General features: G+C 29.8%; 20 protein-coding genes and 1 pseudogene. 11 read left to right on the forward strand and 10 right to left on the reverse strand.

Annotated features, from left to right (window positions below; translation table 11 throughout):
- Positions 1–35: 35 nt before the first annotated feature.
- The 6 genes from RRF68_RS03230 to RRF68_RS03255 all read right to left on the reverse strand — a co-directional run bounded on the left by RRF68_RS03230 (position 36) and on the right by RRF68_RS03255 (position 5,405).
- Complete coding sequence (locus RRF68_RS03230; protein ID WP_315945353.1) at positions 36–1,208, reverse strand: TonB-dependent receptor plug domain-containing protein; 1,173 nt, start codon at positions 1,206–1,208, stop codon at positions 36–38.
- Positions 1,209–1,246: 38 nt separating this feature from the next.
- Positions 1,247–2,188: a TonB-dependent receptor gene (locus RRF68_RS03235; RefSeq protein WP_315944987.1), complete on the reverse strand. Its 942-nt coding sequence runs from the start codon at positions 2,186–2,188 to the stop codon at positions 1,247–1,249.
- 103 nt (positions 2,189–2,291) lie between these two features.
- On the reverse strand, positions 2,292–2,636 hold the full coding sequence (locus RRF68_RS03240; protein WP_315944988.1) for a hypothetical protein: 345 nt from the start codon (positions 2,634–2,636) through the stop codon (positions 2,292–2,294).
- 48 nt (positions 2,637–2,684) lie between these two features.
- Positions 2,685–3,071: an acyl-CoA thioesterase gene (locus RRF68_RS03245; protein WP_218772449.1), complete on the reverse strand. Its 387-nt coding sequence runs from the start codon at positions 3,069–3,071 to the stop codon at positions 2,685–2,687.
- A gap of 3 nt (positions 3,072–3,074) precedes the next feature.
- Entirely contained in the window at positions 3,075–3,257 is a 183-nt protein-coding gene (locus tag RRF68_RS03250; RefSeq protein WP_315944989.1) for a CPXCG motif-containing cysteine-rich protein, read from the reverse strand.
- 129 nt (positions 3,258–3,386) lie between these two features.
- Positions 3,387–5,405, reverse strand: a complete 2,019-nt coding sequence (locus RRF68_RS03255) for a VWA domain-containing protein (RefSeq protein WP_315944990.1) — start codon at positions 5,403–5,405, stop codon at positions 3,387–3,389.
- A 131-nt stretch (positions 5,406–5,536) separates the two neighbouring features.
- Between RRF68_RS03255 and RRF68_RS03260 the strand changes: the two genes are divergently transcribed.
- The gene (locus RRF68_RS03260; protein ID WP_218772447.1) at positions 5,537–5,875 is read left to right on the forward strand and encodes a hypothetical protein; all 339 of its coding nucleotides are present in this window, start codon (positions 5,537–5,539) and stop codon (positions 5,873–5,875) included.
- Here RRF68_RS03260 and RRF68_RS03265 read toward each other — a convergent pair.
- Positions 5,865–6,263 (reverse strand): group III truncated hemoglobin, encoded by a 399-nt coding sequence (locus tag RRF68_RS03265; protein ID WP_275315657.1) that lies wholly within the window; start codon positions 6,261–6,263, stop codon positions 5,865–5,867. The genes RRF68_RS03260 and RRF68_RS03265 overlap by 11 nt on opposite strands.
- Positions 6,264–6,331: 68 nt before the next feature.
- Here RRF68_RS03265 and RRF68_RS03270 point away from each other — a divergent pair, with 68 nt between their 5' ends.
- From RRF68_RS03270 to RRF68_RS03295, 6 genes are all read left to right on the forward strand, one after another.
- Positions 6,332–6,928, forward strand: a complete 597-nt coding sequence (locus RRF68_RS03270) for a Crp/Fnr family transcriptional regulator (RefSeq protein ID WP_315944991.1) — start codon at positions 6,332–6,334, stop codon at positions 6,926–6,928.
- Positions 6,929–6,997: 69 nt separating this feature from the next.
- The gene (gene purB / locus RRF68_RS03275) at positions 6,998–8,341 is read left to right on the forward strand and encodes an adenylosuccinate lyase (RefSeq protein ID WP_275315659.1); all 1,344 of its coding nucleotides are present in this window, start codon (positions 6,998–7,000) and stop codon (positions 8,339–8,341) included.
- A complete protein-coding gene (locus RRF68_RS03280; protein WP_218772443.1) occupies positions 8,341–8,706 on the forward strand; it encodes a hypothetical protein in 366 nt (121 codons plus the stop codon). The genes purB and RRF68_RS03280 overlap by 1 nt, the downstream gene beginning before the upstream one ends.
- A 4-nt stretch (positions 8,707–8,710) precedes the next feature.
- Positions 8,711–9,490, forward strand: coding sequence for a TerC family protein (locus RRF68_RS03285; protein WP_315944992.1), 780 nt, complete (start codon positions 8,711–8,713; stop codon positions 9,488–9,490).
- A gap of 83 nt (positions 9,491–9,573) precedes the next feature.
- A complete protein-coding gene (locus RRF68_RS03290) occupies positions 9,574–9,894 on the forward strand; it encodes a hypothetical protein (RefSeq protein ID WP_315944993.1) in 321 nt (106 codons plus the stop codon).
- Between the two features lie 53 nt (positions 9,895–9,947).
- Positions 9,948–12,209, forward strand: coding sequence for a TonB-dependent receptor (locus RRF68_RS03295; protein ID WP_315944994.1), 2,262 nt, complete (start codon positions 9,948–9,950; stop codon positions 12,207–12,209).
- A gap of 86 nt (positions 12,210–12,295) precedes the next feature.
- Here the strand turns inward: RRF68_RS03295 and msrA are convergent, their stop codons facing one another.
- Positions 12,296–12,928 (reverse strand): peptide-methionine (S)-S-oxide reductase MsrA, encoded by a 633-nt coding sequence (gene msrA, locus RRF68_RS03300; RefSeq protein WP_315944995.1) that lies wholly within the window; start codon positions 12,926–12,928, stop codon positions 12,296–12,298.
- Between the two features lie 141 nt (positions 12,929–13,069).
- Between msrA and dnaX the strand changes: the two are divergent.
- A pseudogene (gene dnaX / locus RRF68_RS03305) lies at positions 13,070–14,766 on the forward strand (DNA polymerase III subunit gamma/tau).
- Here dnaX and RRF68_RS03310 read toward each other — a convergent pair.
- Positions 14,755–16,578 carry a sodium:proton antiporter gene (locus tag RRF68_RS03310; protein WP_315944996.1) on the reverse strand — a complete coding sequence of 608 codons (1,824 nt, stop codon included), beginning with the start codon at positions 16,576–16,578 and terminating at the stop codon, positions 14,755–14,757. The pseudogene dnaX and the gene RRF68_RS03310 sit on opposite strands and share 12 nt — an antisense overlap.
- A gap of 81 nt (positions 16,579–16,659) precedes the next feature.
- On the opposite strand from RRF68_RS03310, the gene RRF68_RS03315 reads away from it, so the two are divergent.
- Entirely contained in the window at positions 16,660–17,487 is an 828-nt protein-coding gene (locus tag RRF68_RS03315) for a universal stress protein (RefSeq protein ID WP_315944997.1), read from the forward strand.
- Between the two features lie 7 nt (positions 17,488–17,494).
- On the forward strand, positions 17,495–19,714 hold the full coding sequence (locus RRF68_RS03320; RefSeq protein WP_315944998.1) for a SulP family inorganic anion transporter: 2,220 nt from the start codon (positions 17,495–17,497) through the stop codon (positions 19,712–19,714).
- 88 nt (positions 19,715–19,802) lie between these two features.
- On the opposite strand, the gene pbpC is transcribed toward RRF68_RS03320, so the two are convergent.
- The gene (gene pbpC, locus RRF68_RS03325) at positions 19,803–22,151 is read right to left on the reverse strand and encodes a penicillin-binding protein 1C (protein ID WP_410016837.1); all 2,349 of its coding nucleotides are present in this window, start codon (positions 22,149–22,151) and stop codon (positions 19,803–19,805) included.
- 85 nt (positions 22,152–22,236) lie between these two features.
- On the opposite strand from pbpC, the gene RRF68_RS03330 reads away from it, so the two are divergent.
- A complete protein-coding gene (locus tag RRF68_RS03330) occupies positions 22,237–23,184 on the forward strand; it encodes a tRNA-dihydrouridine synthase family protein (protein ID WP_315945000.1) in 948 nt (315 codons plus the stop codon).
- The last annotated feature ends 32 nt before the right edge of the window (positions 23,185–23,216 follow it).

The raw sequence follows: 23,216 nt of genomic DNA on the forward strand, positions 1-23,216 counted from the left end.
ATAACTCTGTTTTTGGTAATTGTGATTCGTATTTTTTATAATTTAATTAAAATCCCTGTATTAAAAACAAATCCATCTGTAGGTGCCCAAATATCAGTAAAAGTTGGATTGTTATGTGGAGGCTTTACCATTGATTGATAATTTTGCTGTTTGGTATCTGTAAAATTCTCAAAATTTGTATATAAACTAACTTTCCCAAAAGTACGCATTACCATAAACCCCATTGTCCAGTAATTTGGTGTAGCAGTTAAATCATTTCGTAACTGTGAACTTTTATAATACGCTTCATAACCAATTCGCCATTTATCGTGTACTTCATACATTAAAACACTACCAATACTATGTTTGGGTGTTAATGCTTTTTGTGTATCATTCAATTCTACATTATTATATGCGTAATTTGTAAACAGTATAAAATCTCTGTATTTAAACTTTAAATTAGTTTCTGCTCCATAACTATTTAACGTACTTGTAGCATTTACAAACTCATAATTAATTCCGGTTTGTTGTAATAAAAGCGAGTTTTTTAACTGAGTATAAAAAACTAATTGATTAAATGACATTGAAATATTATCATTAAATATTCTGGTTTTATAATTCACATCAGCATTAAAACCTATAGAGGTTTCTGCTTTAAAATCAATAACGTTTATTGGCATTACATTTTGATATGAACGCAACTCAGCATCTTCGGTAAAAATAGTTGGTATTTTATAACCTAATCCTCCCCCTATTCTACTTGAAACAGCATCATTATATTTTATAAATAATGATAATCGAGGTAATACAAAAGTTCCGTAGTTATTATTATAATCAGCTCTAAGACCACTTTCTAAAGTCATGTTCTCAGTAAACTTCCAATTATTTTGAGCAAAACCACCAAAGGTAAATTGATTATAAGTACGATCTATATTTATAGGTTTATCTTCTTTAAAATTTTCGGTGATAATATTACCTCCAAAAACCCAATCAGATTTATCCTTATATAAATTGTACGTTCCTTCTGTAAACGTTGCTATTTGACTTCCATCAAATTGAAATGTAGGTAAACTTAAATCACGTTTAAAATAACTTATACTATTTTTAAATGTTAGTGTTTTATCTTCAGAAATATCATTGCTATATGTTAATTGAGATGCATAACGTTGTGTTTTATTTTCTTCAAAGAAGTTATGTTCAGGTGAAGTATTATTGTCTATAGCGTCAATATCTCCTCCGGTTCTTTTTTCAACTGATGCGTTTAAACTTAACCGTAATTGTTCTTTTTCATTTGGATAATAAAAAAAGAAGGATTAAAGCTAACACTTCTTACTTTGGGTATATCAGTAAAATGATCATTATTTACATCCGTAGCATTTTGATGATTAGCAGAGCCGTATAATGAAAGTCCAAATTTATCAAATCGTTGACTATAAAAAGCATTTAAAGTACTTCCGTTGCGAGAAGTTTGATCGAACATTAAACTAATTTCTGGTAATAGCGTTGGTTTTTTTGACACTAAATTAACCAAACCTGCAATTGCTCCACCACCATATAATGTAGATGAGCTTCCTTTTATTATTTCAACTTGTTTTAAATCTAAAGGTGGAATTTGCATAATGCTCAATCCGCTTGAAAAACCTCCAAACAGCGGAAATCCATCTTTTAACAACTGCGTAAAACGTCCATCCAGCCCTTGTATTCTTATAGATTGGTTTGCGGAGTTGGCCGAAGTTTGTTGCATTTGTATTCCTGTACTTTCACGCAGAACCATAGCTATATTTGCCGAGTTCATAATTGCTTTTTCCCCTAGTTCTTCTGATGAAATAACTTCAATACGTGTTGGTAATTCAGCAATACTTCGTTTACTCCTTGTAGACTGAATTACAACTTCCTCTAAAGACTCTTCATCTTCATGAAGTTGGATAGTTAGTTGTTTGTTTAAGGTTGGGAATTGAATTACCTTCTCTACTGTTGTAAAACTTATAAAAGATATTATAAATGTTTGCTTACCTGAGGGAATATTATTTATAGTTGCTAATCCATCTAAATTAGTTTCGCTACCTATTTTTGTGTTTTTTATAAATACTGAAGCTCCTGGCAAAGGATCTTTTTCATCTGAAGTTACTTTAATCGTAATTGAATTCTGCGCGATTATATTTATCGCAAATAACCATAGAGATATGGTTAAAACTATATTTTTTATCATTTTTAAATGATTTAATTAATTATAATTGTAGGTGTGTAGTTAGACATCTTTTTATGTAAAAAGATGTGTTTTTTTCAATAAAATTGAAAAAAAATATAATTAATTAAACTCTAGGAGGCTGAAAAAGTTGATCTAAATAGCCAGATGTATTTAGAACTTTGTGGAAGTGATTTTTCTTTTTTACTTGAAAATATTTAATAAACCGAATTTTAAATTCCGAATTAATTATAGCACTGGATATTACTAAAGAAACACAGTGATGGTGGTGTTCTGTATTTTTTTCTTCGTCTGTATCATTTTGATGATGCTTATTTAAATGTGCTTCATCCATTATATCAACATGAACTTCTGTTGCATTATTATCATCCAAAATCACAGCATCAGCATGAGCTTGCACCGGTGGCACAAACAACAATACTATTAATATAAGAATGATAATATTTTTCAAATCATAGACTTATGAAATACAAAAGTATAAAAAAAATAGACAGGTTTATTATTTTAACCTGTCTTTAGCATACTCTACTTTTGTCTTTCCATGTGCAAAAGGGTTTCCAGCATCATCTAAACTAACCATTATAATTTTGTCGATTGCTATAATTGTTTTGTGAGTAATTTTATTACGCACTTCACAGTTTAAGGTAATAGAAGAGTTACCAAATTTTTCAACTTCTATACCAATTTCGATAATATCTCCTTGTTTTGCTGAGCTTACAAAATCTATTTCTGACATAAATTTTGTTACCGTTTTAGGAATTTCTAATTGAATAATAGCATATAAAGCTACCTCTTCGTCAATCCATTGTAATAAACGGCCTCCAAATAAAGTTCCGTTAGGATTTAAATCTTCTGGCTTTATCCACTTTCTTGTATGAAATTTCATATTTTATTGTTCTATGTTAATCGCTTCAAAAGCGGTTAGGTTATTATTTTCAAAATGAATTGTTAACTGTATTGGATTACAACAAGTTTCGCAATCTTCTATATAGGTTTGAGAAGCACTTGCATCTAAAATCATAGAAATTGTTCCCCAACAATATGGGCATTGAAAAAAATGTTCTAAAGTCATTTAAAGTTCGTTTTTCATATTGTTTTCTATACGTTATCTAAAAACATTTTTAAAAAAAAATCTTTTTTGATAACTTTTTACAAAGTTCAGAAACTATTACTCTTTAAACGAATAAAACCTATTTGTTTTTTAAATTTTACCATAATATTTTCTGATAAACCATTCTAAAGAGAATAAAGTAATGGTTAAAAACAACACCCATTTCCAATCTATTAAATTTTGATTTTTAGTACTAGATTTCTGAACAGTATAATAAGAAGTATCTGTTGTTAATTCTCGTAGTAAATTTTCTATTTTATCAGTATAAAATAATTTTCCTTTCGTTTTTACAGCTAATGAATTTAGTTTTTTATGATTTGCATTTGTAAACTGTTCTTCTATTTGATAATCGGTTATTTTAAATTTACCAAAGCTATTTATATTCTGATTTGCTACCGAAACTTTATATGAATATTCACCTGCTAAAAGACCTTCTACCGATACTTGATATGAATTATTTATTAACGAAAACGGAATTACCTTCTTACTCTTTGTTTTAGTATTTGTTACTGTTAATTCTAACGAAGCTCTATTATCAAACTTATAATTTTTATCAACATAAAAAGCCGATATATTTATTGGCGTATTTGCGGTGTATAAATTCTCGCTTTTAACCTCTAATCTTTTTCTTTTTTTATTTGATGCTAAATACTGCACTAAATTTCCTAAAAAAGCATCAAACGTTTCAAAGTTTTGTTCTTTTAAAAAACTAGCAGCTCTCCATTTCCAAATTCCTTCACCAAATAAAACAGCATGCTTTTTATCGTTTTTTTCAATCGTTGTTAATAATGGTTGTTTAGTTTCTACTCCCGCAAATTTTTGATACAGTAATGTTTGAGCATCATTTGTTAAGTCAACTGTTCCGAATTTATCTCGCAAAGGCGGAAATTCGTTAAAACCAATATCCTTTTGTAAAAAAGTTAAAAAATCGGTGTTATAAATCGCTAAATAATTTTCTGTTTGATTAATTGCTTCTTTGGTAAATCCTAATTGCTGTGTATTTAAAAATCTCCAATCTGTTTTTGTTCCTGAAATAATTAAATAATTCGACGGAATTTTCTCGAATACTTTTTTAAAATAACTATTAGGTTGATAAAAAACAAAAAACTGATAATCAGCATAATTGATTTTTTTATCATTAATTAAAGCAATTGTTACTTTGCGTTGCTTATTACTTTCTATTGCTTTTTTTATAGCACCTAAATCAGGGTGTAAAAACGAGCTTAAAACCAATACTTTCGTTTGCTCATCTATAACTTCTACCGAAAATTTTTGGTAATTATTTTTGGTGTTTTTCTCGTTTTCTATTTTACTAATTGCGCTACTATAATATTGAATTCCTTTTTTATCCGAAGTTAAATTTGTTAAAACCGTTTGTACAGGATTTGAAGGAGAAAATTGAAGTCTTTTTGAAAACACTTTTTTTCCGCCATTAGAAATTGAAAAAGTTGCACTTACTTTTTCCTTTCCTTCATAATAAAGCATGGCTTCTACAGGAAATTTATTTTTTATATAACTATATTTATTAACGTTTAACTGTGATATTTGTAAATCTTGATACAAAGTGGTATCACCAACTACGATTGGATATATTTTACTTTTAGCATTTATATATTCATAATCATTACCCGTAGTTTGATTTCCATCACTAATTAAAATACTTGCATTTAAAGTATTTTTATTTAATTCGTTAACCGATTTTATTGCTTGTGAAATATCTGTTTGAGTTTCTGAAAAAGACAAACTATCTAAAACAGCAATTTTAGCTCCAAAAGAAAAAAGCTGAATATTAAATTTATCTTGTATTTCTTTATATTCTTGTATTTTTTTTAAAATAGATGCTACTTTTTTATCCTCTTTAAAATATTTTATAGAAAGTGAATTATCAGCCAAAACAGATAAAATAGGTTTATTATTTACTTTTTCTATCGTTTCTATTTGGGGATTTATAAATAATAAAATCAATAAAAAAAAACTCGTTGCTTTTAAAAAAAACAGTAAGATATTTATTTTAGAATTATTTTTCGCTTTGTAGAAATATTGAAAAAAAGCAATAGCAATGCTTAACAAAATTGCGATGATAATATAAATAAGGGTTCTAGTTTCCAACAAAAGTATTTTAGATTGTGAAGATAAAAAAACTATCAAATAAAATGAATCAAACTTCTTTTTACTTTATGATTTAGGTCATAAAACAAATAACCAATTGGCATGTAACTTTGTAATAAAATAAATTAGGCATGGTAACAACAGAACAATTATTCGTAAACAACACAACTTTTAAGTTTTCTAAATTTAATTTTATAAGTGTTATAAATAGTAAAATCGCACAAGAAGAAAGCAACGCTTTTGTAATTTCAATAGTTTTATTAATGGCTAGTAGTATGATTGCTTCTTTTTCTGCAGCATTGGCTGTTCATGGAGAAGTAAATTTATTTGCTTTGGTAATTACTTGTATTTCTGCTATGGGCGCAAATGCTGTAGCTATAAGTCAGCGTTCTTTAAAAACAGTAGTTTGGTCATTCTTTTTTGCTGTTTTAGCAAATATAGCGCTGATAATTTATCAGCTTATACTTTAGGTTTCGCGTCAAACATTCTAAAAAAGAGCATCGATGCAATATTCCTTGCTCTTTCTTTTGCTTCGTTTGCTTTGGTTCCTACAAAAAGAGCATCTAAAGTTTCGAACCACAATTGCAACCATCTACCAAAATGCTCTTGAGAAATAGTATGATTAAAATTACGATCTAAATCCTTATGTGCTTTCATCGGATTTCCTTTAAATTTCCTAACAAAAAAAAGGTTTGTTTCCCAAAAATCAGTTAACTTTTGCAAGTGAGGCTCCCATTTTTCTTGGGGAATTGACTCTAAAAAAATAGGTCCTATAAAATCATCTTTTTTAATTTTATTGTAAAAAGTTGATACCAATAAATACACATCTTCTCTATTTTCTATTTCTTTTTTATCCATCTAAAAAACATTTTTATTCACAGCAAAAGTATATCTTTATACACTTGCAATTTATGACTTAAATCATAATGATACCAGAAGAACTTTTACGCAATTTTAACGCACATTATAAAGACTATAAAAAAGGAGAGGTTATTTTTACTGAGAATAACACAGCCTTTAATTATTATCAAATTAGTAGTGGCATTGTAAAAATGAACAATTATAATGATGCCGGAAAAGAATTTATTCAAGGTATTTTTTATAAAGGCCAAAGTTTTGGTGAACCACCTTTATTTATTGATGTAAAATATCCTGCTAGTGCAGAAGCTATTTCCGAAAGTATAATATTAATTATTTCTAAAGAACAATTATTTAAATTACTGCAAGAAAACCCTTTAATTCACTTAAAAATAACGCAAAGCTTAGCTAAAAGATTGTATTACAAAGCAATTATAGCATCAGAAATTTCTAGTCAAGAACCTGCACATAGAGTACTTCGTTTTATAGATTATTTAAAAAATGATGTTTATAAAACAACAGGTGATTTTACTTTTAAAGTTGACTATACACGCCAACAAATAGCAGATATTTTAGGTTTGCGAGTAGAAACTGTAATTCGAGTAATTAAATCATTAGAGAAGGATAAACAACTTAAAATAGTAAAACGAAAAGTTTATCGTTAAAATTCCTCTAGCAATAGCCGTAAATAAAATAAGTATTCTCTATTTTTGTAGCTTACAACACAACACAACATGAACTTAACACAATTAAATGCCATCTCTCCTATTGATGGTAGATACCGTAATAAAGTTGCCAATTTAGCCAACTATTTTTCTGAAGAAGCTTTAATAAAATATCGAGTAAAAGTAGAAATAGAGTATTTTATTGCTTTATGTGAAATTCCTTTACCACAATTAGCTGACTTTAATAATGAGTTATATGCTGATTTGCGTAAGATATATGAAGATTTCTCTACCGAAGATGCTTTAAAAATAAAAGATATTGAAGCGGTTACAAATCATGATGTAAAAGCGGTTGAATATTTTATTAAAGAAAAATTTGATGCTTTAGATTTACAGAAATACAAAGAATTTATCCACTTTGGATTAACCTCTCAGGATATTAATAACACTGCTATTCCGTTATCTATTAAAGATGCAATGGAAGAAGTGTATTATCCTGCTTTAGATGGTTTAGTATCTAAATTAGCAGATTTAGCCGAAGAATGGGATCATATACCAATGTTAGCACGTACACATGGGCAACCAGCTTCTCCTACTCGTTTAGGAAAAGAGTTTTTTGTTTTTGTAGAGCGTATTAACAACCAAGCAATACACATACAACACACACCTCATGCTGCTAAATTTGGTGGAGCTACAGGTAATTTTAATGCACACAAAGTTGCGTATAAAGATATCGACTGGAAAAACTTTGGAACCCATTTTGTGGAAGATATTTTAGGTTTGCATCATTCTTTTCCAACAACTCAAATAGAGCATTATGATCATATGGCTGCTTTATATGATGGTTTAAAACGTGTAAATACTATTTTAATTGATTTAGATCGTGATATTTGGACATACGTTTCTAACGATTATTTTAAACAAAAAATAAAAGAAGGCGAAGTTGGTTCATCAGCAATGCCACACAAAGTAAATCCGATTGATTTTGAAAATTCTGAAGGAAACTTAGGAATTGCAAATGCTATTTTCGAGCATTTATCAGCAAAACTGCCAATATCTAGATTACAACGAGATTTAACAGACAGTACGGTTTTACGTAACGTAGGTGTTCCTTTTGGTCATACATTAATTGCCTTTGGTGCTACTTTAAAAGGATTGAATAAATTATTATTAAATGAAGCTAAGTTTGCTGAAGATTTAGAAAATAATTGGGCTGTTGTAGCCGAAGCTATTCAAACAATATTACGTCGTGAAGCATATCCAAATCCTTATGAAGCTTTAAAAGGATTAACACGTACCAACGAAAAAATAAACAAACAATCAATTGCTAATTTTATTGATACTTTAGAAGTTTCTGTTGAAATTAAAGAAGAATTAAAAGCAATTACACCTGCTAATTACACCGGAATTTAATGAAGTATTTACTTAGTTTTTTAGTCACTTTTTTAGTGTTTTCTTGTACTCCTGAAAAAGAAGGAAATTCATTGCGTTTTAAAAAAGGAGTTTTTGAAATTAAGGCTACAGATGATTTTGTTAAAGAAACTATTATTAGAAAAGATAGTATCCAAATTAGCAAATATGGCAATGAAATAGATACTCTTTCTATAAAATGGAAGAATAACTTTTTTTATACGTTGCGTTACATCAATCCAAAAAATGATTTACAAAAAGATCCAATGTTTGTTCAAATCAATAAAGTAAGAGAAAACTCTTACGATTTTACTGTAAAAATTGGTTATTCAAATTACAAACAAAAAGGAACCATATATATAAAATAAAAAAATGGAAATATTCTTACAACCAGACACTTGGATTGCATTATTAACCTTAACTTTTTTAGAAATTGTTTTAGGTATCGATAATATTATATTTATTTCTATAGCATCTAATAAGCTACCTGAAAGCAAACGAAAGAAAGCAACTAATATAGGGCTGATATTAGCTATGGTTTTACGAATTATATTGTTATTTGGTATTTCTTATTTAATAGCAATGAAAGCACCTTTTTTCCATATAGATTTATCATGGTTTAAAGCTGGTATTACTGGGCAAAGCTTAATTTTATTTATAGGTGGACTTTTTCTATTATACAAAAGTACACAAGAAATACATCATAAAGTTGAAGGTCATGAAGAAGATGATTTAGATGGTAAGCCCAAAAAAGGCTATACTATGAAACAAGCTATCTTACAAATAACTTTAATAAATATAGTTTTCTCTTTCGATTCTATTTTAACAGCAGTCGGAATGACAAATGGTGTTGAAGGAGCAATGCTTATTATGATTTTTTCAGTTATATTATCGATGTTAATTATGATGTTGTTTGCAAATCCTGTTGGTAAATTTGTAAATCAACATCCAACAATACAAATGTTAGGTTTAGCCTTTTTAATTTTAATAGCTTTTATGCTAATTGCAGAAGGAGCACATTTATCACACGCCGAAATTTTCGGCCAAACGGTAGGTATTATTCCTAAAGGATACTTGTACTTTGCTATTGCATTTTCTTTAGGTGTAGAAATGCTTAACATGCGAATAAGAGGCGGGAAAAAGAAGTCTTAACAAAAAATTAAGAATTTATCTTAAATAGCCAGTAGTTATAACACTACTGGCTATTTAAATTTTTATACATTTGCAACCATATTTTGTTACGTTTTAAAAAACATATAGCCCTTTTAAGCTTATTTGTATTACTAATACCATCTGTAATACAATTAGCACATACTTTAGAAAATCATGAGCATGCTGTTTGTACTTCTATAAACGATCATCATTTTCATGAAAAAGAGTTAGATTGTTCTTTATTACATTATCAACTTCAAGTTTTTTCTTATACTACAGCTTCAAACTATGCTGTAATACCACAACATTTTTATAAAACAACATACAATGAACAACCACAAGTAATTTCGGTTGTATATGTTGATAAAAAACTCACTAGAGGTCCACCTTATTTTACTGCTTAATCATCCTGTTTTAGTAAAAACAGCACTTAGTATTTCACAGTAAAATATAATCAATGAGAAAAATAATATTCTTCCTATTATCAATAGGAACATTAAGCATATACGCGCAAAATAGTTTATCAGGTAAAATAGTTGACAAAAACGATACTCCTTTATTAGGTGTTGAAATTTATTCAGAACAGCTTCATAAAGGAACAATTTCGGATACTGAAGGAAACTACTCTTTACAAAACATACCAAACGGAAAAGTAATTATTAACTACACTTATTTAGGTTTTAGAAGTGTTACGAAAGAGTTTGTTTTCAATAATAAAAATTTAACATTTAATCCTTTATTAGAAGAAGCTGTTTTTAAGATTGATGAAATAATTATTTCTACTCCTTTTAACAAATTACAATCAGAAAATGTAATGAAAGTCGAACGCTTATCTGCAAGAGCGTTACATAAAACAGGTGCTACTACTCTATCTGAAGGAATTACTAGCATTGCAGGGGTTTCACAAATATCTACTGGAGCCTCTATAGGTAAGCCTGTTATTAGAGGTTTAAGTGGTAATCGAGTTTTAGTGTATACACAAGGTATTCGTTTAGAAAATCAACAATTTGGTGGAGAACACGGTTTGGGTATAAACGATGCCGGTATCGAAGGAATAGAAGTTATTAAAGGTCCTGCATCACTATTATATGGTTCAGATGCTTTGGGAGGTGTTTTATATATTCAACCAGAGAAATTTGCTTCAGAAAACAGTACGAAAATTAATATTAACCAACGTTACTTCAGTAATACATTAGGAAGTAATACTTCTTTAGGAATTAAGTCTTCTCTTAAAAACTTCCAGTTTTTAGCTAGAGGAACCTATGCTATGCATTCTGATTATAAAACACCTTTATATAAAGTAACAAATACTCGTTTTAAAGAAAAAGATTTAAAATTAGGTGTTGGTTTTCACGAAAAAAACTTCTCTTCAGAAGTTCGTTATAATTTTAATAATTCTAAATTAGGATTAACTGAAGGTATTGGAGAACAAACAAATGAAACTCACTTAGAAACTCCTTATCAAGATATTGATAATCATATTATTAGTTTACATAACCATTTGTTTTTTAATACTTCAAAATTAGATATCGATTTAGGTTATACCATTAATAGTAGAAAAGAATTTGAAGAACATGAAGAGCATGATGAAACTGAAAATGAAGAAGAACATGAGGAGCATGAAGGTGGCGAAGCTGCACTGAACATGAAATTAAAAACATTTAGTTATGCTGCTAAATATCATTTTCCTAAAATGGGGAAATTTGAGCTTCTTCTAGGTACACAAGGATTGCATCAAACGAATACTAATTTTGGTGAGGAGTTATTAATTCCTAATGCAATAATTAATGATTTTGGTGTTTTTACTACCGCTAATTTTGAATTAAATAATAACATTCGATTACAAGGAGGAATTCGTTTTGATAATCGCTTAATAAAAACCGAAAAACATGAAATTCAACACGAAGATGAAGTTCATGTTTTTAATCCTATAGATAAATCATTTAATAGTTTTACTGCTTCTTTTGGTTTAAAAACAAGGTTTTTTGATGCTATAAGTTCTCGTTTTAATGTTGCTAACGGATTTAGGGCTCCGAATTTAGCTGAATTAACCTCAAATGGTGTACACCACGGAACTAATCGATTTGAAGAAGGAAATAACAATCTTATAAATGAAAGAAATTTACAATTTGATATTTCTTTTGATTACAAATCAGAACATTTTGAAGTTTTCGCTAACGGCTTTTATAATAAATTAAATGATTATATATACCTATCACCAACAGGTGAAATTGAAGATGAAGCACCTGTATACACTTATTTACAAGAAAATGCTAAATTATATGGTGGTGAATTCGGATTTCATTTACATCCTCACCCTTTAGATTGGTTGCATTTAGAAAGTAGTTTTGAAACCGTAGTTGGTAAACAAAACAACGGTGATTATTTACCTTTAATTCCTGCAAATATTTTAAAAAACACACTAAGAACAGAGTTTTCTAGTAATAAATGGTTGCAAAACGGATATACATCTTTAAGTATGCATTCATTTTTTGAGCAAAAAAACATCAGTTCTTTTGAAACTGAAACACCAGCTTACAACTTGGTTAATATAGGTTTTGGTGGAAATATTTTAATTAACAAATACACCTTTACAACTTCAATTACTGTAAATAATTTATTAGACAAAGAATATATTAGTCATTTATCTCGTTTAAAATCCGATGGAATTTTAAACGCTGGTAGAAATATTGTTTTGGGTATTAACTTTACTATTTAAATAAATCAAATGTCCCCAATATAAATATTGGGGACATTTTTTATATAAACAAACTTCAACCTAACAATTTTTACCTCTAATTTTGTTTATTTAATCAATTCAGGAAACCTCTTTTTAAATCTATTTAACCTTGGTACAGATATATTTTGAATATAAGGATGTCGAGGGTGTAATTTTTCGAAATTTTGATGATATGCTTCCGCTACATAAAACGCATCTATTTTTTTAACCTCTGTTACTATTTTTCCATTATAAACTTCGCTATTTAGTTTATCAATTTTTTTATTGATAATTTCCTTTTCAGCAGCATCAGCATAAAAAGCTATAGATCTATATTGAGAACCATAATCTGGATATTGTCCATTTTTTGTAGTAGGATTATGTGAGCCAAAATAAACATCAACCAATGTTTTAAAACTTATTTTATTTGGATTGTAATATACCGCAACTGCTTCTGCATGACCTGTTCTGCCAGTATTACTACTTTCATACGTCGGGTTTTTAGTAAAACCTCCTGCATAGCCAGAAACAACATCCTCTACTCCTCTTACACTTTCAAAAATTGCTTCTACACACCAAAAACAACCGCTTGCAAAATAAGCTACTTTGGTAGTATTTACGGTTTTTGTATTTAAATCAAACTTATTGGTAGTAAAATTAGTAAAAATAAACAATAATAAAAGTGCAATAACTAAAGCTGTACGATTTGTAAATTTCATGATTTTCATCTCTTATATGCAGTTGGTCGGATAAAAAAACAACTTTTTACAATTGTTTACAACTTTAGGTTTTCATTAAGAAAATAGTTTGTGAATTGTAAGCTGTTTTTCTATTTTTGTTAGCATAAAAAGTAAAGATTAATGGAGCATTTTATAGTATCGGCACGTAAATATCGTCCTCAAGTTTTTGAAGACGTAGTTGGGCAACAAGCCATAACAAATACGTTAGAAAATGCTATAAGAAATGACCATTTAGCACAAGCACTACTTTTTACTGGACCTCGTGGTGTTGGTAAAACATCGTGCGCACGTATATTAGCTAAACGTATTAACCAAGAAGATGCGACTACTGATGATGAAGATTTTGCTTTTAATATTTTCGAATTAGATGCGGCTTCAAATAACTCAGTTGATGATATTCGTAATTTAACCGATCAAGTCCGTATTCCGCCACAAACAGGAAAGTATAAAGTATATATTATTGATGAAGTTCACATGCTTTCTCAAGCTGCCTTTAATGCTTTTTTAAAGACTTTAGAAGAGCCACCGGCACATGCTATTTTTATTTTAGCAACTACCGAAAAACATAAAATTATACCCACGATATTATCTCGTTGTCAGATTTTCGATTTTAAGCGTATTGGTGTTTTAGATGCAAAAGAGTATTTAAAAACAATTTGTGTTAAAGAAAATATTACTGCAGATGATGATGCTTTGCATGTAATTGCTCAAAAAGCAGACGGAGCAATGCGAGATGCTTTATCTATTTTCGATAGAGTTGTTAGTTTCTCGGGAAGTAATTTAACTCGTGAAGCAGTTACTCAAAACTTAAATGTATTAGATTATGATGTGTATTTTAACATCACTGATTTATTATTAGAAAATAAAATTCCGCAAGTCTTAATGGCTTTTAACCAAGTTTTAGGTAAAGGCTTTGAAGGGCATCATTTTATAAACGGATTAGCATCACACTTTAGAGATTTATTAGTTGCCAAAGATGTTGCCACCATACCTTTATTAGAAGTTGGCGATACTACTAAAAAGAAATATTTAGAGCAAGCTAAAAAAGCGAATATGCAGTTCTTAATGCCTGCTATTGATAAAGCTAACGATTGCGATTTAAAATATAGAGGCAGTAAAAACCAACGACTGCTGGTAGAATTAACTTTAATGCAAATAGCCTCTATCAATTTTGATGGAGCAAAAAAAAATCTAACAACTACATAATTCCTGCTACCTTTTTTACTTCTTTATCACCTGTTGTGAAGAAAACCAAAGTAGCACCAACGGCTAAAGTTCTTAATAAAGTTGAAGTAGAAAAAGTTGTTGTTAAAGCAACAGCTCAACTACCAAAAAAACCTGTCTTAAAGAATATAAAGCGTCGGGCTTCAGCTTTATCTTTAAAAAGTATTCATCAGAAAAAGGAAATTAAAGTTGTTTCAGATGATGATGAAAGCTATGAAAACCATCCAAGAACACCTTTTACTCATGAAGAGTTAAAAGATGCTTGGAAAAAATATTATTTCAAACTACAAGAGCTTGGTGAACGCAGTATCGCTGCTATATTAGCTTCAGGTGAGCCGCAATTAGGAAAACCTTTTACAATTATATTTTCTTTACCTAACGACTTAATGAAAACCCAATTAGAACGTGGTAAATCTAAACTAACACGGTTTTTACGTGAAAAATTAAATAATTACGGTATTCAAATAGATGTTATCGTCAATGAAACTGTTGAGAAAAAATTCGCTTACACTCCTCAAGAAAAATATGAGAAGTTAAAAGAAAAAAATCCGTTTATAGAAAAACTAAAGACCACCTTTGGGTTAGATCTTTAAGTCTTTACCTATATAAACTAGTTTCCAATCTTCTATTACCGTTACATTTTTCTCAAATTCAGCAATTAATAAAATTTCGTTGCTATTGTTTTTAACAAAAACCGGTATTGATTTTACCTCTGAGTAAATTTCAGTAATCTTCTCCTTATATTCCTCTATAGAATTAATTTGTGTTTCATGAATTTCAGGAAACTCTCTTACCGCTTCCATTAAACTTAAATAATCATCTTTAATAGTAAATAACTGATCTTTATCCTCATATTCATTTGTAAGCACTTCTTGAGAACTTACTAAACGATAAGCACCTTGCTCTCCAAAAATTGGTGAAAAATTAGATATTGCATATTTATTTATAGAATCACTACCTGTTATAGCTAATAAATATCCAACATCATTTAACTCTATATTATTACTTAATGCATCATCATAAACATTAACTTCAAAAGATTCTAAGCCTTGTTTTTTAGCTTTATCTATATTGTCCTTATTAGAGTCAATCAAAACAACCCTTCTATTATTATTCTTTAAATAAACACCTATAAGGCGTGCTAAATCTGATGCTCCTATAATTATAATTGCATTAGATCGCTTTAAGAAAACACCTATTACTTTCGCAAATAATCTTGCCGTAGTTGCATTTAATAATACGGTTCCTAAAACAACCATAAAAACAAGTGGCGTTATGTATTCGGCTCCTTCAACACCTAATTTAATCAATTTACTACCAAATAAAGAAGCGATTCCTGCTGCAACAATACCTCTTGGACCAACCCAACTTATAAAAAGTTTCTCGTTGGTTTTTAAATTCGATTTATAAGTACTTATAAATACAGCTAATGGTCTTATAACGAAAACTATTAATGCAAAAAGAAGTGCTGTTTCCCATCTATATAATAACATTAACTCTTTAATGTCCATATTAGCAGCTAAAAGAATAAATAGCATTGAAATTAATAAAACACTTAATGATTCTTTAAAGTATAGTATATCTTTTAAGTTTTTTAATTTACTATTACCTAAAACCATACCCATAACTACAACAGCTAAAAGACCTGATTCATGAGCAAACAACTCAGATAATACAAATACTAAAAGAACTGTTGATAAAGAAACTACATTTAATAAGTAATGTGGTACCCATTTTTTGTTGAAAATAAATATTAAGGCATGTGCAAAGGTAAATCCGAAGGTAGAACCAAATAAAATAATCTTTAAAAACTCTAACAAAGCTGTTTGTGTAAATCCTGCTCCACCACCAACACTTATAAACTCAAAAACCAATACAGCTACTAAAGCTCCAATTGGGTCTATTAAAATCCCTTCCCATTTTAAAACTGCTGATACGTCTTTTTTTAACGGTATATTTCTTAAAATAGGCGTAATTACAGTCGGACCTGTTACAATTATTAATCCTGAAAACAGAAAAGATAGTTCCCAACTCAAATTAAAAAGATAATGCGCTATGATACCCGCACCAAAAAAAGTAATACTCGATCCTAGAGTTATTAATTTGGTAATTACGGGGCCAATATTTTTAATTTCATCTCTACGAAGCGTTAAACCTCCTTCAAAAAGAATAATACTTATGGCTAAAGAAACAAAATAATACAGTGCTTCGCCTGGAAAAAGTCCTTTTGTACCATTCCAAATAGGCTCAATCCACTTACTTCCATCTTCATTAAAAAATTCGGCAGCAATTGGCCCTACAAATAACCCTATTAATATTAAAGGTAATATAGCCGGAATTTTAAATTTCCAAGCAAACCATTGCGCTAAAATCCCTAGTATTACAATTCCTGCTAATTCTATCATCTAATATTCTGTTTTGTGTAAAAGTAATATTTTTTAAACAACAAGAAAATTATATCTTCGAGCGTTTTAAATTTTTATACTTTGATAAAAAATATACTTATTGGTATTGCTTTCTCTCCAAATTTAAAAGCAAACTTATTTGAAACAATTCGTTTATCAAATATGTTTAATGCTCAGTTAATTGGAGTTCATGTTGGTCAAAAAACTAACGAAAAAGAAAAGCAATTGCATGAATTATTAAAAGATGCTCCTGAATTAAAATATCCATTAAAAGTAATTTGGCAAGAAGGTAAACCTGTTGATGTTATTTTAAAAACAACAAAACAAGAAAGTGTTGATTTATTAATATTAGGTGCACTTCAAAAAGAAAAACTATACAAGTATTATGTAGGTTCTATTGCTAGAGAGTTAACTCGTAAAGCACCATGCTCTGTATTCTTACTTATAAAACCATCAACAATAAGAATACCTTGTAAACACATTGTTGTTAGTGGTTTACAAGATGATAAAACGGAAGAAACAATCAAAGCTGCTTTTAATTTATCTAAAAACTTAGGATGTAAAAGAGTTACTATCGTTGAAGAAATTAGTCAAGCTGAATTAAACGTAAAGGTTAGTGATGATATTTCGCTACGTAAAGCAACTGACTTAAAAGAACAAATGCAAAAACGCGAAGATGAACGCGTTAATAAAATGCTTAAATGCATTGACACTAGTGATATTTCGGTTAAAACACAAAGTATTTTTGGTCGTAGAGGATATTCTATAGGTCATTATGCTAAAGTAAAAAGAGCAGATATATTGGTTATGAGTGCTCCTAAAAAGACAGGGATTCTAGATAGGATATTTCCGCATGATTTAGAATATATTTTATCAGAATTACCAACCGATGTTTTAATTGTTAAGTAAAAAGTAAATGGGAAAAGGTTTTAAAACATTTTTAAGTGAAATACCGCAAAATATATTTGCTGGTTTTGTAGTGTCATTAATAGCATTACCTTTAGGTTTTGGTTTAGCGCTAGCTTCTGGTGCACCACCAATTTCTGGAGCTATTGCTGCAATTGTGGGTGGCGTTGTTGTTGCCCTTTTAGGAGGTGCCAATGTTACTATTACTGGACCTGGTAACGGTTTAGTTGTTGTTGTATTAGCTGCAATAACAACATTAGGTGCTGGCGATATGCAACAAGGTTATTTATATACCCTAGCTGCCATTGTTTTTTCGGGTATTATTATGGTAATTCTCGGATTTCTTAGGATGGGATCATTAGGTGATTTTTTTCCTTCATCTGCAATTCAAGGAATGTTAGCTGCTATTGGTATTGGTATTTTTGCCAAACAAATACATGTAATGCTCGGTAATTTAGATGCTAAAGGAAGTATTGTAGACTTGTTGATACAAATGCCTAAAGGAATCATAAACTTAATTCAGACTGATGATTCTAGTGTTTTTTACGCAGGATCTGTAGGTGTTATTAGTTTACTTATTATGATTTTTTATAGTAAAATACGTAATAAATATTTTCAGTTAATACCAGCACCAATGTGGATTGTTGTTTTAAGTGTGGGTATGTATTATTACTACGATTTGGTATCTCCATCGGCGTACCCAATAGATAAAAGTCTCTTAATTAATTTACCTGAAGATGTTTTATCTAACTTCGCTTTTCCCGATTTTAGCAAAGCATATAGTTTTGAATTTATGAATGCAGTAATTGCTATTACTTTAATTGCTAGTATAGAAAGTTTATTAAGTATTAAAGCTGTTGATAAATTAGACACCTTAAAACGACGTTCTAATGTTAATAAAGACATTCGAGCTTTAGGATTAGCTACTGTAATTAGTGGTTTTTTAGGAGGATTAAATGTCGTAACAGTAATAGCTCGTAGCTCGGTAAATGTAAATAATAAAGGAAGTAACCGTTCTGCTAACTTTTTTCACGCAGCATTTCTTGTTATTTTTATTTTACTTTTCGCATCAGAATTACGGAAAATTCCTTTACCTGCATTAGCTGCTATTTTAGTATATACAGGTTATAAATTAGCATCACCAGAAAACATTAAAAAAGTATTTAAAATAGGTAAAGAACAATTAATTATATTTTTAGTAACCTTATTAACTACTATCACAACAAGTTTAATTACGGGTATTTTAGCAGGTATATTTATAACATTTGTTATTCACGTTATTATTAATAAAAACTTAATGTTTTTCATTAAAAACGTATTAAAACCTAATGTTTTAATGTTTAAGGAAGATGACAAATATTATGTTTCTGTCGAGAATTTTTCTAGCTTTTTAAATTTCACAAAACTAAAAGCTAAACTAGATCAAATACCAGAAAATGAAGATGCTATTATCGATTTTTCTTTGTGTGACTTTATAGATCATTCTGTTATGGAAAATCTTAATAATTACGCAGAAAGCTTTAATAGAAAAGGCGGTCATTTTGAAGTTATTGGTTTAGATGGATATAAAACAGGAAGTGAACACCCGTTTGCTTTACGTAAAAATAATCCTGTTCAAGTGGAAGAAAACACCAATTCTAATACTTTAACAAAAAGACAAAAATCTTTACAAAATATTTGCACAGAACTAGGCTGGAAATACGAAGCCACTCCTGAAGAAGAAGTTACTAAAATTCCGCATTTTGGGTATTTTAAAACCCGAAAAATAAGTAAAGTATCAAATATATTATCAAATGAAAACTGTTCTTTATTTGATGTTGAATTCTCTGAAGGTGAACTTATTGCCAAACAAGTAATTAAGGTAACCATGATGTATATTGATATTGAAAAATACACACCTGAATTTACGTTAGATAAAGAAGGCATTTTCGAATATATATACCATTTTGCAGGTTTTAAAGATATTAACATCGCTAATCACCCTGATTTTTCTAAACGATTTTATCTCTCTGGAAAGAATGCTACTGAAATAAAGAAGTTTTTTACAGATGAACTTGTACTTTTTTTTGAAAGCAATAAATACTATCACATTGAAGGAAATAAAAAAGGTTTATTAATTATTGGTAGAGAACGATTAGCTGGAATTAAAGAAATTAAGACACTGGCTGATTTTGGAGTTCGATTGAAAAAAACGGTTTGTGATAAAAAAATAGCACTTTCTATATATTAATAAAATTCCTAGCCCCGATTGCAGTATTTGTTTGAGCTCCTCGCAGAGAGCGAGTGCGTAAAGCGGGAAATAGCTTCTGATAATTAATTTATAATATTTCTAAAAATCGGGTTTTCTCGTTTCCTAAATTATCAATCACAATAATTTTGTGATTACCACTTTTCGGAGTTATCGCTTGTTCGTGATATTGAGAAGTTTTACCTATAAAAACATCGTTTAAATACCAATACAAAACAGCATTTGCATTGGCATGAGTAACTTTTAATATTACAGGATTTACTTTATTATTTAATCCTTTGGTTAACGATATTTTAGATCGGTATTTTGTTGGAAACACAAAATCCATCATATTATTTTGTTCCTTATTACAATCATTTCGATAGTTTGGTAATACACTATAACTTGCGTTTTTTTGTTGGTAATAATGTGCCATTAAAGGAGGTAATACAAACCATGTTTTCGTTTTCATATTTGTAATCGACTCACAATTAGAATTCACCTGAAACTTTTCTGAAGCGTCAACAGTAATTTGTTGGTGATACGGACACGGCCTTGCTCTCACTCCGTTTTTGGGTATTCTTTTTTTAACAGATTTACAAATAGGCAATGCCAAATAGCCGCTTTTTTCACAAATACTTTCTTCTACCAAAGCCTCATAAGGCTCTAAAAACCAATCTGATTTTGGTAACACATCAAATACATTAAACATCAAGGGTGCCGCACTACCAACACCTGTTAAATCGGGTCTTCCTTCTCCGTCTGAATTACCAATCCAAACTCCAACGACATATTTAGGAGTCGTACCAATTGCCCAAGCATCTTTATTACCAAAACTTGTACCTGTTTTCCATCCTATTTTTTGAGACGAATCAAAATACTTCCAAGCCTGGTCGGTAAATGGCCTGTTAACTTCAGTTAGCGTGTTTAAGGTTGTAAAAGCTACGCCGGCATCTATATGAGTTTCATTTTCTTGAACGTTTCCAAAAGTTATTTTATCAGATTGTATATAACTAGGTTCCGTAAATTCATTCGAATAATACTTATGTTTTATTTCTTCATAATGATTTATAACTCCGGCATAACTTGCAAAAGTTTTACATAAATCCCACAAGCTAGCTTCTGCGCCACCTAAAATTAATGACAAACCATAATAATCGGCCGATTTATTAATATCTCGAATCGAATATTCTTTTAAATCTGCTCTAAATTTCTCTAATCCGTATGATTGTAACATTCGAACCGCAGGAATATTTAACGAACGTGTTAAAGCTTGGTTTGCTGGCACAGCTCCATCAAAAGTTAAATCGAAATTCTTAGGTGTGTATCCTGCTATTTCGGTAGGTACATCTGCCACTAATTGTGTTGGTAAAATTGCTCCCGATTGTAACATTTGCGCGTACAAAAATGGCTTTAAAGTACTTCCTGTACTTCTTGCAGAAACCACGTTATTTACATCTTTCTGATGCGCTTTATCTGTTGGTGAATTTCCTACATAGCTTAGTACTTTTCTGGTTTTAACATCTAAAACTAAAACCGCTATGTTAAAAACTTCGTTTTGTTTTTGACGTAAATAATGTTGTTTTACTAAGTTATTTACTTGTGTTTGTAAATGAACATCAATAGAACTTTGTAGGTGTTTTCCTTCGTGTTTATTTGCTACTTCTTGTACAAAATGTGTTGCTAAAGTTGGTAAAGCATATGGTTTTTGTGGGAGTTCTTCTAATAATGATAGCTCAAAAGTAATTTTATCAATAATGGTTTCTTGATATAATTTTTTAAGTAATCGGTTACGCTTTTCTTTTAGCTTTTGTTGATTTTTACCCGGGTAAATTAACGAAGGAGCGTTTGGTAAAACTGCTAAGGTTGCTGTTTCTGCCCATGATAATTGATGTGGTTGCAAACCGAAATACCGCCAAGATGCCATTTCTAAGCCTACCACATTACCACCAAAAGGAGCGTGAGAAGCATATAAGTTTAAAATTGATTTCTTTGATAATCGAAATTCTAATCGCGTTGCCAAAACCAATTCTATTATTTTCTCTTGATAAGAGCGTCCTTTATTTTTGCGTGATAATCGAATTACTTGTTGCGTAAGTGTACTTCCGCCACGAATCACCTTTTTAGCTTTTATGTTTTCTAGAAACGCTTTTCCTATGGATATTGGATTAAATCCGAAGTGTTTATAAAAATGTGCATCTTCAAACTGTAAAATACATTGTTCGAATTTTATTGGAACGGAATCTAATTCAGGAAAACGCCATTGCCCATCCTTAGCAATCACAGCACCTAACAACTCGTTATTTTTTGCAGTAACAACAGTAGCTGTTGGAGTTACAAATAGTTTTTCAGGCAAACAATAATAGTATGCAATCATTAAAAAAAATATAATGATTGCCTTTATTTTATGCTTTTTTAAGAAGTTTAAAACACTTTTCATTAACAATTTATCTATTTCAAAAGTATAAAGTTTAACTTTAAAATATGAAGGATAAGTAAGTTATATTTGCAGCTTATTACATACTATGAGTTTTACTTTACTTTCATCACCTTTACAAGGCTTTACCGATTTTCGTTTTAGAAATGCACAGCATAAATACTTTGGTGGTATTGATACTTATTACGCGCCATATATCCGTTTAAACGGAAAAATGAAGATTAAATCGAGTTATGAACGTGATTTATTACCCGAAAACAATCATACCTTAACTGTAATACCGCAAGTAATTACAAACGATCCTGATGAGTTTTTGTTTGTTGCAAAGTACGTGCAAAGTTTAGGTTATAAAGAATTGAATTGGAACTTAGGTTGTCCATACCCAATGGTTACAAAATCGGGAATGGGATCTGGTTTGATTTGTAATCCTGCTAGAATTGATGAAGTTTTACATAAAGCCCATAACGAAACCGACATTTTGGTTTCTATGAAAATGCGAATGGGTTATGAAAACAGCGAAGAAATATTACACTCCTTCCCTATTTTAGAGAAATATCCGCTTAAAAATGTTGCTATTCATGCTCGAATAGGAAAACAATTATACAAAGGTGGCGTTGATTTAGATGCATTTCAGAAATGTATCGACGTATCTAAACATCAACTATATTACAACGGAGATATTACTTCTGTGGCCGGATTTAAAGCGATGCAAGAACGTTTCCCGAGTATTACGCACTTTATGATTGGTCGTGGTTTAATTGGCGATCCGTTTTTACCACAAATGATTAAAGATAACACAACCGAATATCCGAAAGATAGATGGCAACGTTTTGGTGAGTTTCATGATGAAATATACCATCAATATGATGCTGCTTTATCTGGACCAACACCTATAAAAATGAAAATGTTAGGGTTTTGGGAATACTTTTCTAAGTCTTTTTCAGATCCTCGCAAAACATATAAGAAAATTAAAAAAGCTACCAATCCTAAAAAATATCAAGCAGCTGTTAAAGAAATTTTGAGTAGCGAAAAATAATAAAAAGGGTATTTACAATTTGTAAATACCCT

The sequence above is a fragment of the Tenacibaculum sp. HL-MS23 genome (assembly GCF_032463465.1).
GTDB lineage: Bacteria > Bacteroidota > Bacteroidia > Flavobacteriales > Flavobacteriaceae > Polaribacter > Polaribacter bernardetii.

Bases quoted from the DNA above. Each gene is read 5' to 3' on its own strand.
- RRF68_RS03235 (WP_315944987.1), bottom strand. From the start codon at position 2,188: ATGATAAAAAATATAGTTTTAACCATATCTCTATGGTTATTTGCGATA.
- RRF68_RS03245 (WP_218772449.1), bottom strand. From the start codon at position 3,071: ATGAAATTTCATACAAGAAAGTGGATAAAGCCAGAAGATTTAAATCCT.
- RRF68_RS03250 (WP_315944989.1), bottom strand. From the start codon at position 3,257: ATGACTTTAGAACATTTTTTTCAATGCCCATATTGTTGGGGAACAATT.
- RRF68_RS03260 (WP_218772447.1), top strand. From the start codon at position 5,537: ATGGTAACAACAGAACAATTATTCGTAAACAACACAACTTTTAAGTTT.
- RRF68_RS03265 (WP_275315657.1), bottom strand. From the start codon at position 6,263: ATGGATAAAAAAGAAATAGAAAATAGAGAAGATGTGTATTTATTGGTA.
- RRF68_RS03270 (WP_315944991.1), top strand. From the start codon at position 6,332: ATGATACCAGAAGAACTTTTACGCAATTTTAACGCACATTATAAAGAC.
- purB (WP_275315659.1), top strand. From the start codon at position 6,998: ATGAACTTAACACAATTAAATGCCATCTCTCCTATTGATGGTAGATAC.
- RRF68_RS03280 (WP_218772443.1), top strand. From the start codon at position 8,341: ATGAAGTATTTACTTAGTTTTTTAGTCACTTTTTTAGTGTTTTCTTGT.
- RRF68_RS03285 (WP_315944992.1), top strand. From the start codon at position 8,711: ATGGAAATATTCTTACAACCAGACACTTGGATTGCATTATTAACCTTA.
- RRF68_RS03295 (WP_315944994.1), top strand. From the start codon at position 9,948: ATGAGAAAAATAATATTCTTCCTATTATCAATAGGAACATTAAGCATA.
- msrA (WP_315944995.1), bottom strand. From the start codon at position 12,928: ATGAAATTTACAAATCGTACAGCTTTAGTTATTGCACTTTTATTATTG.
- RRF68_RS03310 (WP_315944996.1), bottom strand. From the start codon at position 16,578: ATGATAGAATTAGCAGGAATTGTAATACTAGGGATTTTAGCGCAATGG.
- RRF68_RS03320 (WP_315944998.1), top strand. From the start codon at position 17,495: ATGGGAAAAGGTTTTAAAACATTTTTAAGTGAAATACCGCAAAATATA.
- pbpC (WP_410016837.1), bottom strand. From the start codon at position 22,151: ATGAAAAGTGTTTTAAACTTCTTAAAAAAGCATAAAATAAAGGCAATC.
- RRF68_RS03330 (WP_315945000.1), top strand. From the start codon at position 22,237: ATGAGTTTTACTTTACTTTCATCACCTTTACAAGGCTTTACCGATTTT.